Below are 20,457 nucleotides of genomic sequence, written 5' to 3'. Positions count from 1 at the left end.
TATTCGTCGCAGCAGCGCGGATTAGTAGAAGTCGTGCGCGGCTTTTTCCGCCTGCGCCATCCATACCGGCTGTTCACTGGTTTTCGCCCATACGCGATGCAGCCAGCTGTAGTAACGGGCGCGATCTTTCCAGAACAGCATCACCGGCAGCGCAGCAACCCCGGCCACGACGGCGAAAGCGCGACGCATCAGGATAATGTGAGCAGGATAAGCTTTGTACAACGCCATAATTTCTCTCCCCTTTGTCAGGCCGGCAAGCAGCGCCGGTAAATGTCACAATGTTTGTCTGCACAAATAGTACCGCGCTGGTTGTAATTTTACTACTCATCCGACCACTAAAAAGCACTTATTTATACTTAATTTACATTCACGGCGTAACTGAGTTACAAAAAAGTTAAATTAATACTAACCATTAGTTAAATTGTGCCTTTAGCCATTTTTATACTTTTTTTACACCGCCCGCGGCGATTTTTGCGAAATCTTTGCGCCGAAATTCCTACCCTCTCGGTATATCAATAAGAGACACACCCGGAGGTGGAAAGTGACTACAGGCATCATTGCTGGCGTAACGCTGGTATTCCTGCTGCTGGCGTATCTGGTCTATGCCCTGATACATGCGGAGGCGTTCTGATGGCCGCGCAAGGGTTCTTACTTATCGCCAGCTTCCTGCTGGTACTGCTGGTACTGGCGCGGCCGCTCGGTTCGCTGCTGGCGCGAATGATCAACGACCTCCCGCTCCCGGGGCTTGCCGGCGTTGAGCGCGGTATCTGGCGGCTGGCGGGGATTCGCAGCCAGGAGATGGAGTGGCGGCAGTACTTGATCGCCATTGTGCTGTTTAACGCGATTGGTCTCGCGGCGCTGATGGCGCTGCTGATGTGTCAGGGTTGGCTGCCGTTCAATCCGCAGCACTTCCCCAATCTGTCCTGGGATTTAGCGTTGAATACCGCGGTAAGCTTCGTCAGCAACACCAACTGGCAGGCCTACGCCGGGGAAACCACCATGAGCTATCTCAGCCAGATGGTAGGTCTGGCGGTGCAAAACTTCCTGTCGGCCGCGACCGGTATTGCGGTTATCTTCGTGCTGACCCGCGCCTGGGCGCGACAGAAAGTCAGCACCCTCGGCAACGCCTGGGTCGACCTGACCCGCATTACGCTGTGGCTGCTACTGCCTCTTTCTCTGCTGATCGCGCTGTTCTTTGTGCAACAGGGCGTGCCGCAGAACCTGCAGGCTTATCAGCCGTTCACCAGCCTGGAAGGCGTTCGCCAGTGGCTGCCGATGGGTCCGGTCGCTTCGCAGGAAGCGATCAAAATGCTCGGTACCAACGGCGGCGGTTTCTTCAACGCCAACTCATCGCATCCGTTTGAGAACCCGACGGCGTTAACCAACCTGGTGCAGATGCTGGCGATCTTCCTGATCCCGGCGGCGCTGTGTTTTGCCTTTGGCGAAGCGGTCGGCGATCGCCGTCAGGGACGCGCAATCCTGTGGGCAATGGCGCTGATTTTCGTGGTCTGCGTGGCGGTGGTGATGTGGGCGGAAACTCGCGGAAATCCGCACCTGCTCAGCCTTGGCGCCGACAGCAGCCTGAATATGGAAGGGAAAGAGAGCCGCTTTGGCATTCTCGCCAGCAGCCTGTTTGCGGTAGTCACCACCGCCGCCTCCTGCGGCGCGGTCAACGCGATGCATGATTCCTTCACCGCGCTGGGCGGCATGGTGCCAATGTGGCTGATGCAAATTGGCGAGGTGGTCTTCGGCGGCGTGGGCTCCGGGCTGTACGGCATGCTGCTGTTCGTCATGCTGGCGGTATTTATCGCCGGGCTGATGATTGGCCGCACGCCGGAATATCTTGGCAAGAAAATCGACGTGCGCGAAATGAAAATGATCGCGCTGGCGATTCTGGTGACCCCGACGCTGGTACTGCTCGGCACCGCGTTGGCGATGATGACCGAAGCCGGTCGCAGCGCCATGTTGAATCCGGGCCCGCACGGCTTTAGCGAAGTGTTGTACGCAGTCACCTCGGCGGCCAACAACAACGGCAGCGCCTTCGGCGGCTTAAGCGCCGGCACGACCTTCTGGAACCTGCTGCTGGCGTTTTGCATGCTGGTGGGCCGCTTCGGGGTGATCGTCCCGGTGATGGCGATTGCCGGGTCGCTGGTGAACAAGAAAATTCAGCCCGCCAGTTCCGGCACGCTCGCCACCCACGATGCGCTGTTTATCGGCCTGCTGATCGGTACCGTCCTGCTGGTCGGCGCCCTCACCTTTATCCCCGCACTGGCGCTCGGCCCGGTGGCGGAACACTTCTCTTTACTTTAAGCGATGCGGAGCAGCCTGTTATGAGTCGCAAACAATTAGCCCTGCTGGAGCCGACGCTGGTGCGTCAGGCGCTGCTGGATGCCGTGAAAAAACTCAGCCCTTCGGTGCAGTGGCGTAACCCGGTGATGTTTATCGTCTGGATTGGCAGCGTGCTGACCACCCTGCTGGCGATGGCCATGGCCGGGGGATATCTTACGGGTCACGCCGGCTTTACCGCAGCCGTGAGTCTGTGGTTGTGGTTTACCGTGCTGTTCGCCAACTTCGCCGAAGCGATGGCCGAAGGACGAAGCAAAGCGCAGGCCAACAGCCTGAAAGGGGTGAAAAAAACCGCTTTCGCCCGTAAGCTGCGCGCGCCGCAGCACGATGCCCCGATGGATCACGTCCCGGCGGAAGAGTTACGCAAAGGCGATATCGTACTGGTGGAAGCCGGCGACATTATCCCCTGCGACGGCGAAGTGATCGAAGGCGGCGCTTCGGTAGATGAAAGCGCCATCACCGGGGAATCCGCGCCGGTTATCCGCGAGTCCGGCGGCGATTTCGCCTCGGTCACCGGCGGCACCCGGATCCTCTCTGACTGGCTGGTGATCCGCTGCAGCGTCAATCCGGGTGAAACCTTCCTCGACCGGATGATCGCCATGGTTGAAGGCGCGCAGCGCCGTAAAACGCCGAACGAAATCGCATTGACGATCCTGTTGATCGCCCTGACGCTGGTGTTCCTGCTGGCCACCGCCACCATCTGGCCCTTCTCGGCGTGGAGCGGTAATGCGGTTAGCGTGACCGTACTGGTGGCGCTGCTGGTGTGCCTGATCCCAACCACCATCGGCGGCCTGCTCTCCGCTATCGGCGTCGCCGGGATGAGCCGGATGCTCGGCGCCAACGTTATCGCCACCAGCGGGCGCGCGGTGGAAGCCGCCGGCGATGTCGACGTACTGCTGCTGGATAAAACCGGCACCATCACCCTCGGCAACCGTCAGGCCTCAGCTTTTCTGCCGGCTCGCGGCGTCGAAGAGCGCGTGCTGGCCGATGCCGCCCAGCTATCGTCGCTGGCGGATGAAACGCCAGAAGGCCGCAGCATCGTGGTGCTGGCGAAACAGCGCTTTAATCTGCGCGAACGCGATCTGCAGTCGCTGCACGCCACATTTGTCCCCTTCACCGCCCAGACCCGTATGAGCGGTATTAACATCGACCAACGCATGATCCGTAAAGGGTCGGTGGACGCGATTCGCCGCCATATCGAAGCTAACGGCGGCCACTTCCCGGCCGATGTCGATAAGCAGGTAGAAGAGGTCGCCCGCCAGGGAGCCACGCCGCTGGTCGTCGCCGAGGGCGAACGCGTGCTGGGGATTATTTCGCTCAAAGATATCGTCAAAGGCGGCATTAAAGAGCGTTTCGCCCAGCTGCGCAAAATGGGCATTAAGACGGTGATGATCACCGGTGATAACCGCCTGACCGCCGCCGCCATCGCCGCCGAAGCGGGGGTTGATGATTTTCTGGCCGAAGCAACGCCGGAAGCCAAGCTGGCGCTGATTCGCCAGTATCAGTCGGAAGGACGGCTGGTGGCGATGACCGGCGACGGCACCAACGACGCTCCGGCGCTGGCGCAGGCTGATGTGGCGGTCGCAATGAACTCCGGCACTCAGGCAGCGAAAGAGGCGGGCAACATGGTGGATCTCGACTCGAACCCGACCAAGCTGATTGAAGTGGTGCATATCGGTAAACAGATGCTGATGACCCGAGGGTCGTTAACCACATTCAGTATCGCCAACGACGTCGCCAAGTATTTCGCGATTATTCCGGCCGCCTTCGCCGCCGCCTATCCGCAGCTGGCGATGCTGAACGTGATGCATCTGCACTCGCCCTCTTCGGCGATCATGAGCGCGGTTATTTTTAACGCCCTGATTATCGTCTGCCTGATCCCTTTAGCGCTGAAGGGCGTGAGCTATCGTCCGCTGTCGGCGTCGGCGATGCTGCGCCGCAACCTGTGGGTTTACGGCCTCGGCGGGCTGATCGTGCCTTTTGTCGGTATTAAAGCTATCGACCTGTTGCTGACCCTGACCGGTCTGGTGTGAGGAAATTACCATGTCATTGATTCGTCCGGCACTTGTGCTATTTATTCTGTTAACCCTGCTCACCGGCGGCCTGTATCCGTTACTGACTACCGCCTTAGGGCAGTGGTGGTTCCCGCAGCAGGCTAACGGCTCGCTGATCCATCTCGACGGCGAGGTGCGCGGCTCCGCTCTGATCGGGCAGAACTTTACCGCCGCCGGTTATTTCCACGGCCGCCCTTCCGCGACGGCAGAGGTGGCGGATAATCCGCTGGCCTCCGGCGGCAGTAATCTGGCGGTCAGCAATCCGGCGCTGGATAAAGCGATAAGCGAACGGGTACAGGCATTACGCGCCGCTAACCCGCAAGCGAGCCCGACGGTGCCGGTCGAGTTGGTTACCGCGTCGGCCAGCGGACTGGATAACAATCTGACCCCAGCCGCGGCGCTGTGGCAGGTACCGCGCGTCGCCAAAGCGCGCAATCTCAGCGATGCGCAGGTGAAACAGCTAGTGGATCAGGCGACGCAAAAACCGTTGCTCAGTTTTCTCGGTCAACCTGTGGTAAATATACTGCAACTGAATATGGCGCTGGATGCCCTAAAGGATTAATCAATGAGTGACGAGCCGCTGCGCCCGGACCCCGACCGTCTGCTGCAACAAACCGCTGCGCCGCATCGCGGCAAGCTGAAGGTGTTTTTCGGCGCCTGCGCCGGGGTGGGCAAAACCTGGGCAATGCTGGCGGAAGCGCAGCGGCTGCGCGCTCAGGGGCTGGATATTCTGATCGGCGTGGCGGAAACCCACGGCCGCAAAGATACCGCCGCCATGTTGGAGGGGCTTAGCGCCCTCCCGCAAAAGCGCATTTCCCACCGCGGACGCTACGTTCATGAGTTTGATCTTGATGCCGCGCTGGCCCGCCGCCCTGCGCTGATCCTGGTGGACGAACTGGCGCATAGCAACGCGCCGGGTTCGCGACACCCGAAGCGCTGGCAGGACGTCGAAGAACTGCTCGAAGCCGGTATCGACGTCTTCACCACCGTCAACGTCCAGCATCTTGAAAGCCTCAATGATGTAGTCAGCGGTATTACCGGCGTGCAGGTACGCGAAACCGTCCCCGACCCCTTCTTTGACGCCGCCGATGATGTGGTTCTGGTGGATTTGCCGCCGGACGATCTGCGCCAGCGCCTGAATGAGGGCAAGGTGTACATCGGCGGCCAGGCCGAACGCGCCATCGAAAACTTCTTCCGCAAAGGTAATCTGATCGCCCTGCGCGAACTGGCGCTGCGTCGTACCGCCGACCGGGTAGATGAACAAATGCGCGCCTGGCGCGACCGCCAGGGGCAGGAAAAAGTCTGGCACACCCGCGACGCCATTCTGCTGTGCATCGGGCACAATACCGGCAGCGAAAAACTGGTTCGCGCCGCCGCCCGGCTGGCGGCCAGGCTCGGTAGCGTCTGGCACGCGGTCTATGTAGAAACGCCCGCGCTGCACCGTCTACCGGAGGCCAGGCGGCGGGCGATCCTCGCCGCGCTGAAGCTAGCGCAAGAGTTAGGCGCCGAAACCGCCACCCTTTCCGACCCATCGGAAGAAAAAGCGGTGCTGCATTACGCTCGCGAGCACAACCTCGGCAAAATTGTGATTGGTCGCCAGGGAGAGCGCCGCTGGTGGGAACGAGCCGGGTTTGCCGACCGTCTGGCGCGTCGCGCCCCGGACCTCGATCTGGTGGTGATCGCGCTGGATGAAAAACCGGCCTCCCTGCCCGCCCGCGCAAATGACAATCGTACGGCTATTGATAAATGGCGCCAACAGTTGAAGGGTTGTCTGTTGGCCGTGGCGCTATGCGCCATTATCACCGTGGTCGCCATGCAGTGGCTGATGGCCTTTGAAGCCGCCAACCTGGTGATGCTCTATCTACTTGGCGTGGTGATAATCGCCCTGCTGTATGGCCGCTGGCCATCGGTGCTGGCGACCTTTATCAACGTCATTAGCTTCGATCTCTTTTTTGTCGCCCCACGCGGTACGCTGGCGGTTTCCGACGTTCAGTACCTGCTGACGTTCGGCGTGATGCTGACCGTTGGTCTGGTGATCGGCAACCTGACCGCCGGGATGCGATACCAGGCGCGGGTGGCGCGTTATCGCGAGCGGCGTACCCGCCATCTGTATGAAATGTCAAAAGCGCTGGCGGTCGGCCGCAGCCGTGAAGATATCGCCGCCACCAGCGAACGCTTTATTACTTCTACCTTTCAGGCCCGCAGCCAGCTACTGCTGCCTGATGAGAACGGGCAGTTGCAGCCGATGACCCAGCAATCCGGCGTTTTCTCGTGGGATGATGCGATTGCCCGCTGGAGTTTCGATAAAGGTCAGCCAGCCGGGGCCGGTACCGACACTCTCCCCGGCGTGCCGTATCAAATTCTGCCGCTACAAAGCGCCGCCCGCACCTGGGGGCTGCTGCTGGTCGAACCGGAAAATCTGCGCCAGCTGATGATCCCCGAACAACAGCGACTGCTGGAAACCTTTACCCTGCTGGTGGCCAGCGCGCTTGAGCGCCTGACCCTGACCGCCAGCGAAGAGCAGGCGCGCTTGACCAGCGAACGCGAAAGCCTGCGCAACTCATTGCTGGCCGCCCTCTCTCACGATCTGCGGACGCCGCTGACGGTCCTGTTCGGCCAGGCGGAGATCCTGACCCTCGATCTGGCCAGCGAAGGGTCGAAGCACGCGCCGCAGGCCAACGAAATTCGCCAGCACGTGCTCAACACCACCCGGCTGGTGAATAATCTACTGGATATGGCGCGTATTCAGTCAGGCGGTTTTAATTTGCATAAAGAGTGGTTAACTCTCGAAGAGATCGTCGGTAGCGCCCTGCGTATGCTGGAGCCTGGGCTTGGCGGCCAGCACATCCAACTGTCGCTGCCGGACCCGCTGCTACTGGTCCACGTTGACGGCCCGCTGTTTGAACGGGTGCTGATTAACCTGCTGGAGAACGCGCATAAATACGCCGGCGCACAAGCGCAGATTGGCATTCATGCCGAAGCGGATACGCAACAGTTGATCATCGAAGTCTGGGATAATGGTCCAGGGATCGCGGCAGGCCAGGAACAGGCTATCTTTGATAAATTCGCCCGCGGTAATAAAGAGTCGGCCATCCCCGGCGTCGGCCTGGGGCTGGCGATTTGCCAGGCCATTGTCGAGGTGCACGACGGCAGCATTACCGCCAGCAACCGTCCGGAGGGCGGCGCCTGTTTCCGTGTTACACTGCCGCGAGAAGCCCCCCCAGAACTGGAAGAGTTAGCCGAGGAAATGTGATTAACGTTTTAATCATCGAAGACGAACACGCTATCCGCCGCTTTCTGCGCACCGCGCTGGAAGCCGACGGCATGCGCGTATTTGAAGCCGAAACCCTGCAGCGCGGACTCATCGAAGCCGCCACCCGCAAACCGGATTTAGCGATCCTCGATCTTGGCCTGCCGGACGGGGACGGTAATGATTTTATCCGCGAAGTCCGCCAGTGGAGCCAGATGCCGATTATCGTGCTGTCGGCGCGCAGCGAAGAACATGACAAGATAGCCGCCCTTGACGCCGGCGCCGATGACTACCTCAGTAAACCGTTCGGCATTGGTGAACTGCAGGCGCGGCTACGCGTCGCGCTGCGCCGTCACGGCAGCGCGCAGGCCGATGAGCCGGTGGTGCGTTTTGCCGATATTAGCGTCGACATCCCCGCCCGCCGTATCGTGCGCGGCAGTGAAGAAATTCACCTGACGCCCATCGAGTTTCGCCTGCTGGCGGCGCTGCTGAACAATCCGGGCAAAGTGCTCACCCAGCGCCAGCTTCTGAATCAGGTATGGGGGCCTAACGCCGTCGAACACAGTCACTATTTGCGGATTTATATGGGACACTTACGGCAAAAGCTGGAGGTTGACCCGGCGCGGCCGCAGCATCTGCTGACCGAAACCGGGATTGGCTATCGCTTTATGCCTTGAAGGGAACAAATCAATGACCCCGGCGGTCGGTTAACGCCGCCGGGGTAAACAGGATCAGGCGTTTTTCAGCACTTCGCTGACAATCTCTACCGCTTCTTTTTCAATCAGCTTGCGATGCTCTTCGCCAAGGAAGCTCTCACAGTAGATTTTGTAGGCGTCTTCGGTGCCTGACGGACGGGCCGCGAACCAGCCGTTGTCGGTCATCACTTTCAGCCCGCCGATAGAAGCGCCGTTGCCCGGAGCCGCGGTCAGACGCGCGGTGATCGGATCGCCCGCCAGCGTATCGGCGCTCACCATTTCCGGCGAAAGCTTAGACAGCGCCGCTTTCTGCGCGGAAGTGGCGGAGGCCTGCAGACGGTTGTAGCTCGGGGCGCCAAAGCGTTGCGCCAGCTCGTTGTAGTGCTCCTGCGGGTTCTTACCGGTGACCGCGGTGATTTCCGCCGCCAGCAGGCACATGATGATACCGTCTTTATCGGTGGACCACGGCGTGCCGTCGAAACGCAGGAACGATGCCCCCGCGCTCTCTTCGCCGCCGAAGCCGAAGCTGCCGTCGAACAGACCATCAACAAACCACTTGAAGCCTACCGGCACTTCCACCAGCTTACGGCCCAAATCGTTAACCACGCGATCAATCATCGCCGAAGAAACCAGCGTTTTACCAACCGCAACATCTTTGCCCCACTGCGGACGATGCTGGAACAGGTAGTTGATAGCCACCGCCAGATAGTGGTTCGGGTTCATCAGGCCAGCCGGGGTCACGATACCGTGACGGTCGTAATCCGGATCGTTGGCGAAAGCCAGATCGAACTTATCGCGCAGCGCCAGCAGACCCGCCATCGCACACTCGGAGGAGCAGTCCATGCGGATCGCGCCATCTTTATCAAGGTGCATAAAGCGGAACGTCTGATCGACCTGATCGTTGACGATGGTCAAATCCAGCTTGTAGTGTTGGCCGATGCGTTTCCAGTATTCGATACCGGATCCGCCCAGCGGGTCGACGCCCAGTTTCAGGCCCGCTTTCTGGATAGCCGCCATATCGACGATATCCGCCAGCCCTTCAATAAACGGCTGTACCAGGTCCTGCTCTTTCACGTGGCCGGAAGCCAGCGCGGCGTCGAGAGAAATACGTTTCACGCCCTGCAGGCCAGCAGCCAGCAGTTCATTAGCGCGGTTCTCTACCACTTTAGTCACGTTAGTATCAGCCGGGCCGCCGTTTGGCGGGTTGTACTTAATACCGCCATCTTCCGGCGGGTTGTGCGACGGGGTAATGACAATACCATCCGCCAGCGGCCCGCCTTTTTTGTTATGCACCAGAATCGCGTTGGAAACCGCCGGCGTCGGGGTGAAGCCGTTGTTTTCCTGAACGATCACATCAACACCGTTTGCCGCCAGCACTTCCAGCACGGAAATGAAGGCCGGTTCGGATAAAGCGTGGGTATCCTTACCCACGTAGCACGGGCCGGTGATGCCGTTTTTCGCGCGGTTTTCCGCAATCGCCTGCGCAATCGCCAGAATATGCTGCTCATTGAAATTGTGGCGCCCTGCGCTACCGCGATGGCCGGAGGTGCCGAATTTAACCGCATGCTCCGCATTGCCCGCTTCCGGCTTCAGCACATAGTACTGAGCGGTCAGCTGGGCGACGTTAATCAAATCACTCTGTTGTGCCGGCTGACCCGCACGTTTATCGATTGCCATTGCCTGATCCTTCTGGTGCAAAGTTTAATTAACTAGATCGTGCCGCAAACCTTTTCAATCAGCTCCGCAGGGAACTGCATTGATTGCATGATGTGTTCGATCATGCTGCATTTACGGCCGGTATTAGTATTGGTGATAACCCACCACGGCGTACCAGGAACCTGTTTCGGTTTGGTCTGATTACCGCTTTTCAGCAGCGTCCGTGAGTCTTCGGCGAAGTATACGCGGGTGCGCCCGTGCAGAGATTCAGTGGCTTCTGAAAAAGCCTTACTGTCTAACGAGTAAAGCGTAGTCAATACCAGCATGAAGCGGTTAACCGCGCGCTTTTGTTCAGCGTATTCGTCAGATAACAGCAGCTCGCGCATCGCGCGGACTTTATCTTTAACCGGGTTGGCCGGCTTCGCTTCGACGACTGGCGCCGCCGCAGGAGCAGCCGTCGGCGCGGCTTTCGCCGCTGGCGCGCCAGATGCAGGCTGAGAAACGGCGGAAAATTTCAGCATGCGCCGTAAAATGTCGGATGCGCTCTCGCCAATATGCTGAGTGTGGCTGGCAATATAGCGGTAGAGCTCATCATCAACTTCGATTGTTTTCATCTTAATCCAGTGCGATTTCTTTGTTTCTGAATACAAGTCGTCGGGATTAACTATCCTTTGTCTTTCACGCCGCAGCGCAACAGGCAGCAGATAGAGGACAAATCCCAACCGCGAATAGCGTCAAACCAGGATGGCGTTAAAACTCAGAATGCTTCCGGGTCTTGCAGCCTAATGGCAGAATGTCCAACATAATACCCTAACCCGACGGAGCGAAAAAAAGAACTTTGCCATGAAATTAAATAGCCGAGCGCAATCTGCACAAAACCCGCACAATAAATCCCCAATCGTCCTGGTACATGGCCTGTTCGGCAGCCTGGACAATCTTGGGATCCTCGCCCGCGATCTGGTCGCCGACTACGATATATTGCAGGTCGATATGCGAAACCACGGTTTATCCCCGCGTTCGCCGGAGATGACCTACCGCGCGATGGCGCAGGATCTGCTGGATACTCTTGACGATCATCAGATAGAGAAAGCGACTTTTATCGGCCATTCGATGGGCGGCAAAGCGGTGATGGCGCTGACCGCGCTGGCGCCGGATCGCATCGCCGGGCTGGTGGCGATTGATATTGCGCCGGTGGCTTATCACGTCCGCCGTCATGATGAGATCTTCGCGGCGATTAACGCGGTCAGCGAATCCGCCGCCAGCACCCGCCAGCAGGCGGCGCAGGTGATGCGCGAGCATATAAAGGAAGAAGGCGTCATTCAGTTTCTGCTGAAATCCTTTGTCGACGGCGCGTGGCGCTTCAACGTGCCGGCGCTGTGGGATCAATACCCGCATATTGTCGGCTGGGAAACCGTGCCCGCCTGGCCGCACCCGGCGCAATTTATTCCCGGCGGCAACTCCCCTTATGTCACTGATGAATACCGCGACGCGCTGCTGGCGCAGTTCCCGCAGGCCCGGGCCCACGTCATTGCCGGCGCCGGACACTGGGTGCATGCGGAAAAACCCGAGGCGGTTTTACGCGCAATTCGCCCTTATCTGAGCACAATTGAAGCCTGAGTGGCTAAAAAACGCCCGACCGCGCGGCATAATGCCCGCGGTCGTTGGCGCAGCGGTTCGCCTGATGTATTATGGCGCGCTATCTGCGCCGGCTATAGCCCGGCAGCTTGTTTCCCCGAAGTCACTCTGAATCATGGCAAAAGAACAAACGGACCGAACGACATTAGATTTGTTCGCAAATGAGCGTCGCCCGGGTAGACCGAAAACCAATCCGCTTTCGCGCGATGAACAACTGCGCATCAACAAACGCAATCAGCTCAAACGCGATAAGGTTCGCGGCTTGAAGCGCGTTGAGTTGAAGCTCAACGCCGATGCGGTCGACGCGCTTAATGAGCTGGCGGAAGCCCGCAACATGAGCCGCAGCGATCTTATCGAAGAGATGCTGATGCACCAACTGGCCTGCCTGCGTAACCAGGGCGAAGTCTGAAAAACGCAAAAAAATCGCTTTCATGTAGCAGAGTGTGCACCAGGACGTTATTGCTGTTTCCGCGCCCTTCCCTGTTCTGCTATGATTGCCGTTAACTGTAGGCATAATGCCACTACCACATCATTAAGTTTCAAGAGGTTATTTTACTCATGGCAATCATCGGCATCTTTTTTGGCAGCGACACCGGCAACACCGAAAATATTGCAAAAATGATCCAAAAGCAGCTCGGTAAAGACGTTGCTGAAGTTCACGACATTGCCAAGAGCAGCAAAGAAGATCTGGAAAGCCACGATATTCTGCTGCTCGGCATCCCAACCTGGTACTACGGCGAAGCGCAGTGCGACTGGGACGACTTCTTCCCGACGCTGGAAGAGATCGACTTCAACGGTAAGCTGGTAGCCGTCTTTGGCTGCGGCGACCAGGAAGATTACGCAGAATACTTCTGCGATGCGCTGGGCACCATTCGTGACATCATTGAACCGCGCGGCGCAACCATCGTTGGCCACTGGCCGACCGCGGGCTACCACTTCGAAGCGTCTAAAGGCCTGGCGGACGACGATCACTTCGTCGGTCTGGCGATTGATGAAGACCGTCAGCCGGAACTGACCAACGAGCGCGTTGAGAAGTGGGTGAAGCAGATTTCCGAAGAGCTGCATCTGGAAGAAATCAAAAACGCCTAAGAATCAAACAGCGCAGCTATTAAGCTGCGCTGAATTAATAGATAAAAGCAATCAAACTAATAGCTACAAGTTTTTAACTTTTCATCACATATCTGTACAATGTCCTCTGATTCCACGAGGTCACGTGACACAGTTTGTAGCTGGTAATTCGTTTTTGACAGCTTACAAGGCGCGATGGTTGCAGTTTTCATTTCAGAGTAGCAGCTCTATAATGAGACGCATTACATCGGGTGATTCTCTGTATTGCTTCCCTTTAAAGGAAGCCGATCTTTAGCAACAGGACAGATTCCGCATGACTGACAACAATATCGCATTAAAGAAGGCTGGCCTGAAAGTCACACTTCCCCGACTGAAAATTCTGGAAGTGTTGCAGGAACCGGATAACCATCACGTCAGTGCGGAAGATTTATACAAACGCCTGATCGATATGGGTGAAGAGATTGGTCTGGCTACCGTTTACCGCGTGCTGAACCAGTTCGACGATGCAGGCATCGTGACTCGCCACAACTTCGAAGGCGGTAAATCCGTATTCGAGCTGACTCAGCAGCACCACCACGATCACCTGATTTGCCTCGATTGCGGCAAAGTGATCGAGTTCAGCGATGATTCTATCGAATCCCGCCAACGTGAAATTGCTGCGCAACACGGCATCCGCTTAACTAACCACAGCCTGTACCTGTACGGCCACTGTGCGGAAGGCGACTGCCGCGAAGATGAACATGCCCACGATGCGGTGAATAAATAATTTCCCGTCTCGTTTGTCGTAAAAAGCCAACCTGAAGGTTGGCTTTTTTTATGGGCGAAATCCGCCTGAATGCGTATTCTGTCAGAGCCTATCGCCTTGTACGGAGAGTCACTATGGAGCTGCGCCAGCTACGCTATTTTGTCCGCATCGTGGAAACCGGCAGTATGGGCCGCGCCGCGCTCGATCTGAATATTGGCGTCTCTGCGCTCAGCCAGCAAATGGCGCGTCTGGAAAATGAACTCGCTATCCGCCTGCTGCAACGGACTTCGCGTGGCGTAATGCCCACCAGCGCCGGGCTGGCCTTTTACTCACAGGCGCAACTGGCGCTGCGCCATGCTGACGATGCCATTCTCGCCGCGCGTGAAGCACGCCTTTCCGGTCACGTCAGCGTCGGTATGGCGCCCAGCACCGCTTCTGTACTTGGCGTACCTTTTATCAACGCCATGCGCGAAAGCTACGCCGACGTCCGCCTGCACCTGGTGGAGAGCCTCTCCGGCAATCTGGAACGGATGATCAATACCCGCCAGCTCGATTTAGCCATCGTTTTCCAGAAAGAGAAGATCCTGCGCTGGAGCGCCAGACCCATTCTCGAAGAGCGTCTGTTTCTCATTGGCGCCCATGACGTGCTGGCGCCGCTGCCCGGCGATAGCATCTCCCCGAACCAACTGGCCGCCATCCCGCTGATTATGCCAAGCCAGGGGCATGGCCTGCGCGGCAGGCTGGACGCTATTTGCCAGGAGCACGCCATCAACGTTGACGTGGTAGCTGAAATCGATGGCCTGGCCCTGCTGATGCGGGCCGTCCGCGATGGCCTCGGCGCCACGCTGCAGCCGGGCGCGGCGATTTCTCATCTCGACAGCGAGGCGCTAAGAGTGATCGGCGTCGACAATCCAGTACTTAGCCGACCTAATTTTCTGGTCAGTCTCTCAGATGATGAACTCACCCCGGCAGGCCTTGCCGCGCGCGTGATATTGACCAAAGTCATGCGTCAGCTTGTGGAAACTGGCTGCTGGCCGGGCGCCTGTCTTTACACTTACTAAACCCCTCTTTAGCTTTACGCCATAGCGCCTGCCGCCCCTGCACCTTACATTTCCATTACAAATTTAACAATTAGTCAAAGCGTAATGGAGCCGATAATGGTGGATGTACTGGTGATTGGCGGCGGCAACGCCGCGTTATGCGCCGCCTTAACCGCCCGGGAAGCAGGCGCATCCGTCCTGCTGCTGGAGGCCGCGCCGCGGGAATGGCGTGGCGGTAACTCTCAGCACACGCGTAACCTGCGTTGTATGCACGATGCGCCGCAGGATGTCTTAGTCGACAGCTATCCGGAAGAAGAATACTGGCAGGATCTGCTGCGCGTGACCGGGGGCAACACCAACGAAACGCTGGCCCGGTTGGTGATCCGCACCTCGTCGCAATGTCGGGACTGGATGCGCCGTCATGGCGTTAACTTTCAACCGCCCTTATCCGGCGCCCTGCACGTCGCCCGCACCAACGCCTTTTTTATGGGCGGCGGTAAAGCCCTGATCAATGCCTATTACCGCAGCGCCGAGCAGATGGGCGTGCAGATCCGCTATAACACTCCGGTGCAGGCGCTTGAATTACGTGATGGCGAATTCGTCGCCGCACTGGCGGGCACCGAGCGGATCGCCGCGAAAACCTGCGTGCTCGCCGCCGGCGGTTTTGAATCTAACCGCGAGTGGCTGCGCGAAGCCTGGGGGCAAAATGAGCGCGGCGAATGGCCTGCCGACAACTTTCTCATCCGCGGCACCCGTTTTAATCAGGGGGTGTTGCTCAAATTTATGATCGACGCCGGGGCCGATATCATCGGCGATCCTTCGCAGTCGCACTGCGTCGCCATTGACGCCCGGGCGCCGCTCTATGACGGCGGCATCTGTACCCGCGTCGACTGCGTGTCGCTGGGGGTGGTGGTGAACCGCGATGCTGAGCGCTTTTATGATGAAGGGGAAGATTTCTGGCCCAAACGTTACGCCATCTGGGGCCGTCTGGTCGCCCACCAGCCGGGGCAAATCGGCTATTCGATCATCGACAGCAAAGCCGTTGGACAGTTTATGCCGCCCGTATTTCCGGGCGCCCAGGCCAATACCATCGCGGAACTGGCCCGCCAGCTGGGGCTGGACGGCGAACGTTTGTCACAGACCATCGCCAGCTACAATGCCGCCTGTACGCCAGGCCAGTTCGACCATACCCGTCTTGATAACTGCGCCACCGCCGGCCTGACGCCGCCGAAGACCCACTGGGCGCGGCCTATCGATACGCCGCCTTATTACGGTTATGCCCTACGTCCTGGGATCACCTTCACCTACCTCGGGCTGTACGTCAATCAACACGCCGCCGTCCACTTTGCCGGCAAGCCGAGCCGCAATCTGTTTGTCGCCGGCGAAATGATGGCCGGCAACGTGCTGGGCAAAGGCTATACCGCCGGCGTAGGCATGTCGATCGGGACCACATTCGGCCGCATTGCCGGTCAGCAAGCCGCCCTGGCGGCGCAGCAGGAGAAACATCATGAAGTCGCTTGAAAAGCTGATCATCGAGGCGCAAATCATCACCGAGCCGGAAGCGGAAGTCGAACGGGTGATGCAGGTCTGTAACGCCTGCCGCTATTGCGAAGGCTTTTGCGCCGTATTTCCGGCCATGACCCAGCGTCTGTCCTTTGGCAAGGCGGATATTAACTATCTGGCGAACCTGTGCCACAACTGCGGCGCCTGCCTGCACGCCTGCCAGTATGCCCCTCCGCACGAGTTTGCGATTAATGTTCCCAAAGCGATGGCGGAAGTGCGGCTGGAAACCTATCAACATTACGCCCGGCCCGCCGCTTTCGGCAGTTTATATCGCCGTGCGGGGATCGCCACGGTGCTGGCGCTGGTCGCGGGTCTTGTCCTGTTTCTGCTGCTGGCGATGGGGCTCAAAGGCTCGCTGCTGCACCCGCCGTTGGCCGGCGATTTCTACCAGATTTTCCCACATAACCTGCTGGCGTGGATGTTTGGTTCAGTCTTTATTTTGGCCATCGGTTTACTGATGAGCGGGGTGATTCGTTTCTGGCGCGAGATCTCGCCGGGCCAACCGCAGGCGGCTGATATCGCCAGGGCCTCACATGATGCGCTGACGTTGAAATATCTCGACGGCGGACACGGTAAAGGCTGTAACGAGGCCGATGACGCCTTCACCCTGATGCGCCGCCGTTTTCACCACTTCACCTTTTACGGTTTTATGCTCTGTTTCGCCGCCACGGTTGTGGCCACCGGCTATCACTACTTCGCCGGCTGGGAAGCGCCCTACCCGTTCTTCAGCGTACCGGTGCTGCTGGGCACGCTTGGCGGGATCGGGCTGCTGGTAGGCCCTGCGGGTTTGCTATGGCTGAACCTGCGCCGCTCGCCGCTGCACGGCGACGCGCGGCAAAAACCGATGGATCGTGGTTTTATCCTGCTATTGCTGCTGACCAGTTTTACCGGGCTCGCGCTCCTGGCGGGCCGGGACACCTCGTGGATGGGCATTCTGCTCGCTATCCATCTCGGGGTGGTGATGGCGCTGTTTTTAACGCTGCCTTACGGAAAATTTGCCCACGGATTTTATCGCTGTGCGGCGTTACTCAAGTGGGCGATTGAGAAGCGGCGCGGAAAACAGGCGGCAGTCGCAGGCGACTAACCCGCTCACTCTTACCTCTATAACAACAAGATAAAGACAATGGAGAGCAAACTCTATGACCCAACCAACATCGCGCGCCGGTACCTTCGGCGCAATTCTCCGCGTAACTAGCGGTAATTTTCTCGAGCAATTCGACTTCTTTCTGTTTGGTTTCTATGCCACCTATATCGCCAGAACCTTCTTTCCGGCAGAGAGCGAGTTTGCGGCGTTGATGCTCACCTTTGCCGTATTTGGTTCCGGCTTTCTGATGCGCCCCATTGGCGCGGTGGTGCTGGGCGCCTATATCGACAGGATCGGGCGCCGTAAAGGACTGATGGTCACCCTGGCGATTATGGGCTGCGGCACGTTACTGATTGCGCTGGTGCCGGGCTACCAAACCATCGGCATGCTGGCGCCGGTGTTGGTATTAATTGGCCGTTTGCTGCAAGGATTCTCGGCCGGGGTCGAGCTCGGCGGCGTGTCGGTCTATCTGGCGGAAATCGCCAAACCGGGGAAAAAGGGGTTCTATACCAGTTGGCAGTCCGCCAGCCAACAGGTGGCCATCGTCATGGCGGCGCTGATTGGCTACGCACTGAACGAGACGCTGGGTCACGACGAGATTGCAGAATGGGGCTGGCGCATTCCCTTCTTTATCGGCTGCCTGATTATCCCGCTGATTTTCGTGCTACGGCGTTCGCTGCAGGAGACCGAAGCCTTTCTTCAGCGTAAGCATCGTCCCGATACGAAAGAGATACTGACCACAATTGTTAAAAACTGGCGCATCATCAGCGCAGGCACCTTACTGGTAGCGATGACCACCACCACCTTTTATTTTATTACCGTCTATACCCCAACTTACGGCAGAGCGGTACTGCATCTGAGCGCACGCGACAGCTTGCTGGTCACGATGCTGGTCGGTATCTCTAACTTTATCTGGTTGCCGATTGGCGGGGCGCTGTCAGACAAAATAGGCCGCCGTCCGGTGCTGATGGGAATTACCGTCCTGGCGCTGCTGACCACCTGGCCGGTGATGCAATGGCTCACCGCCGCGCCGGACTTCACCCGCATGACGCTGGTGCTGCTGTGGTTCTCGTTCTTCTTTGGTATGTATAACGGCGCAATGGTGGCGGCGCTAACGGAAGTGATGCCGGTCTACGTTCGCACCGTGGGCTTTTCGCTGGCATTTAGCCTCGCCACCGCTATCTTCGGCGGCCTGACGCCAGCTATCTCTACCGCGCTGGTGGAAATCACCGGCGATAAGAGCGCGCCGGGCTGGTGGCTGATGTGCGCGGCGCTATGCGGATTCGCCGCCACCGCCATGTTGTTCATGCGTCTGAGCCGCGGCTATCAGCCAGCGGAAATATCGCGTTAAAATAGCGACGGGCGGAGTGTGCGCTCCGCCCGTTTACGCTTAATTGTCTGCTTTACTTAGTGGTGTTATTACTGCGAATCTCCTGCCAGATTTTATCGCAGCGCGCTTTGACCGCCTGGTCATTACCGGTGCGCGTCGCCTGAATACAGGCCTGATAATCCAGCACTCTGACGCTCTCCTGCGTCGCAAACTGCTGATGCGGTTTCTCTTCCTTCAGGACATTGAGCACGCTCTGACAGGCTTCAATTTTGTCCGGATTACCTTCCGCCGTGTTGATACAGGCGCTATAGGCATCTTTCAATTTGGAATCTTCTTTCGGCGCTGGCGATTGCGCGCAGGCAACCAAACCCGATGCCATGATGGCGATGAGCAGCAGCTTTTTCATAATTATTCTCCCGGAGGGGCGGCAGGCTCACGCCCGCCGCGCAGGCATCAGAAAATGGTGAACGGTGCGATAACCATAAACTTCACGTCACGCTCATCCTGGAAGATGTTGCCGTAACCGCCGCTCCAGCTCGGGATGTCGGAGTGGTTGTCGTATTGCGTGAAGTGCAGTTTGAACATCGTTCCTTTCGCGCGGCCTTCCTGCAGGGTGTAGATAGCATCCAGGCTGTAGGCGGATTCTTTCAGAAGATAGTTAGGATCGTAGTAAGCATCCGGGGATGCCATTCTGCCAGGCTTAGCATCCCAGGCGTAAACATAGGATGCGCCAAACGCCCAGCCCGGCATGTCCCAGTTCTTCATGTCGTACATCGCACCGAAGAACACCGCTTTCTCGCCGTTGGCGTTAAAGTCAGAGCGGTTATCCCACCAGATATCGAGACGACCGTTAGAGGAGGCATAGGTTGGCGTCATACGCTGCAGGAAGTAGCCCTGCTGACCATCGGCTTTCACCCAGGTCCCTTCCAGACGCAGATCCAGCACATCGGCCGCTTTATAGCCGAAAGTGATCGCCTGCAGCCACGCGGTGCCGTCGTAGATATCGTTGACGCCGCCGTTGCTGACTTTATCGCGGGTACCGTAGAACTGATAGCTGGTGCTCAACGGCGAACCCGCGATATCAAATTTGTAGCTGGCTTTAGCAAAGTACTGATCGATATAGCCCTGGGCCTGTCCAAATGCGGCTTCCAGCACCAGATCGTTTTTAAAATCGTACTTCGCGCCAAGAGAGTGAAGATAGTCAACTTTGGTTTTCTTATCGTTCTGGTAGAAATCATCCATCTCGATATGCCACGGCGCCTTATATTCGTTCGTCCACATATAGGAGAAACTCAGCGCGCCGTTATCGCCATAGTCGAAGTTGGCTCCGGCTTCCGCACCCTGATAGGTACCCGGCATAAAGCTCCAGTGCGGCGCCAGCAGCGTTTGTCCGGTCGGCTGGATATAACCCGCGCGCGCCCACGCCGGGCCAAATTTAAATTTTGCTGCCGCTTTATACAGGCTTATCCCGCTCTTATCGCCGGTATAATCTTCGCTGTACGCACGGTTGCTGGAGGAGAAAGCAATTTCGTTCGGATGGCCGCTGTCGCCGTTTTCCGCCATTTCAATCGCGGTGAAGGCAGCAATATCCAGACCAAACATATCGGCGGCATAGCCGGACTGGAAATCCAGGTTGGCGTTCCAGGTAGAATGGGAAAGGTTAGTTTCGTATTTGTCGGTTTCTACGTTTTTACGGTCGCGCTCGCGCTGCCAGTAATAGATACCGCCGGTTAAGGTAGAATCATCGATAAAGCCTGCTGCGCTGGCCTGTGGAGCCACAACCCAACCCGACATCGCGGTGACGGCGGCAATAGCCAGCGCCAGCGTACTACGTTTGCCACTAAACGTACGCATGTGCATATCCTCTTTGACGTTTTAAAATTGCGATTGCCAAAGGCAGCTCGCTAAAAAAATAAAAAAGTACTAAAAGCGGTGCGGTTAAAAGTCCGCGAAACCACTATGGATAGACTATTTTTCGTGACGCGAATTAT

At 57.9% G+C, this 20,457-nt stretch carries 19 protein-coding genes; 14 read left to right on the top strand and 5 right to left on the bottom strand.

Annotation, left to right across the window (positions count from 1 at the left end; genetic code table 11):
- Positions 1 to 21: 21 nt before the first annotated feature.
- On the bottom strand, positions 22 to 228 hold the full coding sequence (locus PGR79_RS10695; RefSeq protein WP_015367687.1) for a DUF2517 family protein: 207 nt from the start codon (positions 226 to 228) through the stop codon (positions 22 to 24).
- A 313-nt stretch (positions 229 to 541) separates the two neighbouring features.
- Here PGR79_RS10695 and kdpF point away from each other — a divergent pair, with 313 nt between their 5' ends.
- From kdpF to kdpE, 6 genes are read left to right on the top strand one after another with little or no spacing between them, the layout of a single operon-like run.
- Positions 542 to 631, top strand: a complete 90-nt coding sequence (gene kdpF, locus PGR79_RS10690; RefSeq protein ID WP_020079348.1) for a K(+)-transporting ATPase subunit F — start codon at positions 542 to 544, stop codon at positions 629 to 631.
- Positions 631 to 2,310, top strand: a complete 1,680-nt coding sequence (kdpA, locus tag PGR79_RS10685) for a potassium-transporting ATPase subunit KdpA (RefSeq protein ID WP_430921641.1) — start codon at positions 631 to 633, stop codon at positions 2,308 to 2,310. The genes kdpF and kdpA overlap by 1 nt, the downstream gene beginning before the upstream one ends.
- A gap of 20 nt (positions 2,311 to 2,330) precedes the next feature.
- On the top strand, positions 2,331 to 4,379 hold the full coding sequence (kdpB, locus tag PGR79_RS10680) for a potassium-transporting ATPase subunit KdpB (protein WP_015704756.1): 2,049 nt from the start codon (positions 2,331 to 2,333) through the stop codon (positions 4,377 to 4,379).
- A 10-nt stretch (positions 4,380 to 4,389) separates the two neighbouring features.
- Positions 4,390 to 4,962, top strand: coding sequence for a potassium-transporting ATPase subunit KdpC (gene kdpC / locus PGR79_RS10675; protein WP_087860219.1), 573 nt, complete (start codon positions 4,390 to 4,392; stop codon positions 4,960 to 4,962).
- A 3-nt stretch (positions 4,963 to 4,965) separates the two neighbouring features.
- A complete protein-coding gene (gene kdpD, locus PGR79_RS10670) occupies positions 4,966 to 7,653 on the top strand; it encodes a two-component system sensor histidine kinase KdpD (RefSeq protein ID WP_430921639.1) in 2,688 nt (895 codons plus the stop codon).
- The gene (kdpE, locus tag PGR79_RS10665) at positions 7,650 to 8,327 is read left to right on the top strand and encodes a two-component system response regulator KdpE (protein WP_047049246.1); all 678 of its coding nucleotides are present in this window, start codon (positions 7,650 to 7,652) and stop codon (positions 8,325 to 8,327) included. The genes kdpD and kdpE overlap by 4 nt, the downstream gene beginning before the upstream one ends.
- Positions 8,328 to 8,381: 54 nt before the next feature.
- Here kdpE and pgm read toward each other — a convergent pair whose 3' ends face one another.
- Positions 8,382 to 10,022, bottom strand: a complete 1,641-nt coding sequence (pgm, locus tag PGR79_RS10660) for a phosphoglucomutase (alpha-D-glucose-1,6-bisphosphate-dependent) (RefSeq protein WP_113373863.1) — start codon at positions 10,020 to 10,022, stop codon at positions 8,382 to 8,384.
- Between the two features lie 32 nt (positions 10,023 to 10,054).
- Positions 10,055 to 10,615, bottom strand: coding sequence for a replication initiation negative regulator SeqA (gene seqA / locus PGR79_RS10655; protein WP_113373862.1), 561 nt, complete (start codon positions 10,613 to 10,615; stop codon positions 10,055 to 10,057).
- 229 nt (positions 10,616 to 10,844) lie between these two features.
- Here seqA and ybfF point away from each other — a divergent pair, with 229 nt between their 5' ends.
- The 8 genes from ybfF to PGR79_RS10615 all read left to right on the top strand — a co-directional run bounded on the left by ybfF (position 10,845) and on the right by PGR79_RS10615 (position 18,487).
- Complete coding sequence (ybfF, locus tag PGR79_RS10650) at positions 10,845 to 11,618, top strand: esterase (RefSeq protein ID WP_430921636.1); 774 nt, start codon at positions 10,845 to 10,847, stop codon at positions 11,616 to 11,618.
- Positions 11,619 to 11,751: 133 nt separating this feature from the next.
- Complete coding sequence (gene ybfE / locus PGR79_RS10645; RefSeq protein ID WP_015367696.1) at positions 11,752 to 12,045, top strand: LexA regulated protein; 294 nt, start codon at positions 11,752 to 11,754, stop codon at positions 12,043 to 12,045.
- 149 nt (positions 12,046 to 12,194) lie between these two features.
- A complete protein-coding gene (gene fldA / locus PGR79_RS10640) occupies positions 12,195 to 12,725 on the top strand; it encodes a flavodoxin FldA (protein WP_015367697.1) in 531 nt (176 codons plus the stop codon).
- 292 nt (positions 12,726 to 13,017) lie between these two features.
- Entirely contained in the window at positions 13,018 to 13,470 is a 453-nt protein-coding gene (gene fur, locus PGR79_RS10635) for a ferric iron uptake transcriptional regulator (protein ID WP_015367698.1), read from the top strand.
- 113 nt (positions 13,471 to 13,583) lie between these two features.
- The gene (gene tcuR / locus PGR79_RS10630) at positions 13,584 to 14,510 is read left to right on the top strand and encodes a tricarballylate utilization LysR family transcriptional regulator TcuR (protein WP_113373860.1); all 927 of its coding nucleotides are present in this window, start codon (positions 13,584 to 13,586) and stop codon (positions 14,508 to 14,510) included.
- Positions 14,511 to 14,606: 96 nt separating this feature from the next.
- The gene (gene tcuA / locus PGR79_RS10625; protein ID WP_087860226.1) at positions 14,607 to 16,010 is read left to right on the top strand and encodes an FAD-dependent tricarballylate dehydrogenase TcuA; all 1,404 of its coding nucleotides are present in this window, start codon (positions 14,607 to 14,609) and stop codon (positions 16,008 to 16,010) included.
- The gene (tcuB, locus tag PGR79_RS10620) at positions 15,997 to 17,136 is read left to right on the top strand and encodes a tricarballylate utilization 4Fe-4S protein TcuB (RefSeq protein ID WP_113373859.1); all 1,140 of its coding nucleotides are present in this window, start codon (positions 15,997 to 15,999) and stop codon (positions 17,134 to 17,136) included. Before tcuA ends, tcuB begins: the two co-directional genes overlap by 14 nt.
- Before the next feature lie 55 nt (positions 17,137 to 17,191).
- Positions 17,192 to 18,487, top strand: coding sequence for an MFS transporter (locus PGR79_RS10615; protein WP_113373858.1), 1,296 nt, complete (start codon positions 17,192 to 17,194; stop codon positions 18,485 to 18,487).
- 52 nt (positions 18,488 to 18,539) lie between these two features.
- Here PGR79_RS10615 and chiQ read toward each other — a convergent pair whose 3' ends face one another.
- Together chiQ and chiP are read right to left on the bottom strand one after the other, a co-directional pair.
- A complete protein-coding gene (gene chiQ, locus PGR79_RS10610) occupies positions 18,540 to 18,872 on the bottom strand; it encodes a ChiQ/YbfN family lipoprotein (protein WP_113373857.1) in 333 nt (110 codons plus the stop codon).
- Between the two features lie 47 nt (positions 18,873 to 18,919).
- Positions 18,920 to 20,320: a chitoporin ChiP gene (chiP, locus tag PGR79_RS10605; RefSeq protein ID WP_430921633.1), complete on the bottom strand. Its 1,401-nt coding sequence runs from the start codon at positions 20,318 to 20,320 to the stop codon at positions 18,920 to 18,922.
- Positions 20,321 to 20,457 lie beyond the last annotated feature (137 nt).

Origin of the sequence: Klebsiella sp. 141161 (assembly GCF_050600815.1) — a bacterium.
Taxonomy (GTDB): domain Bacteria; phylum Pseudomonadota; class Gammaproteobacteria; order Enterobacterales; family Enterobacteriaceae; genus Klebsiella; species Klebsiella aerogenes.
Note: the sequence above shows the minus strand (reverse complement) of the source record. Positions and strands in the feature narration are given on the sequence as shown.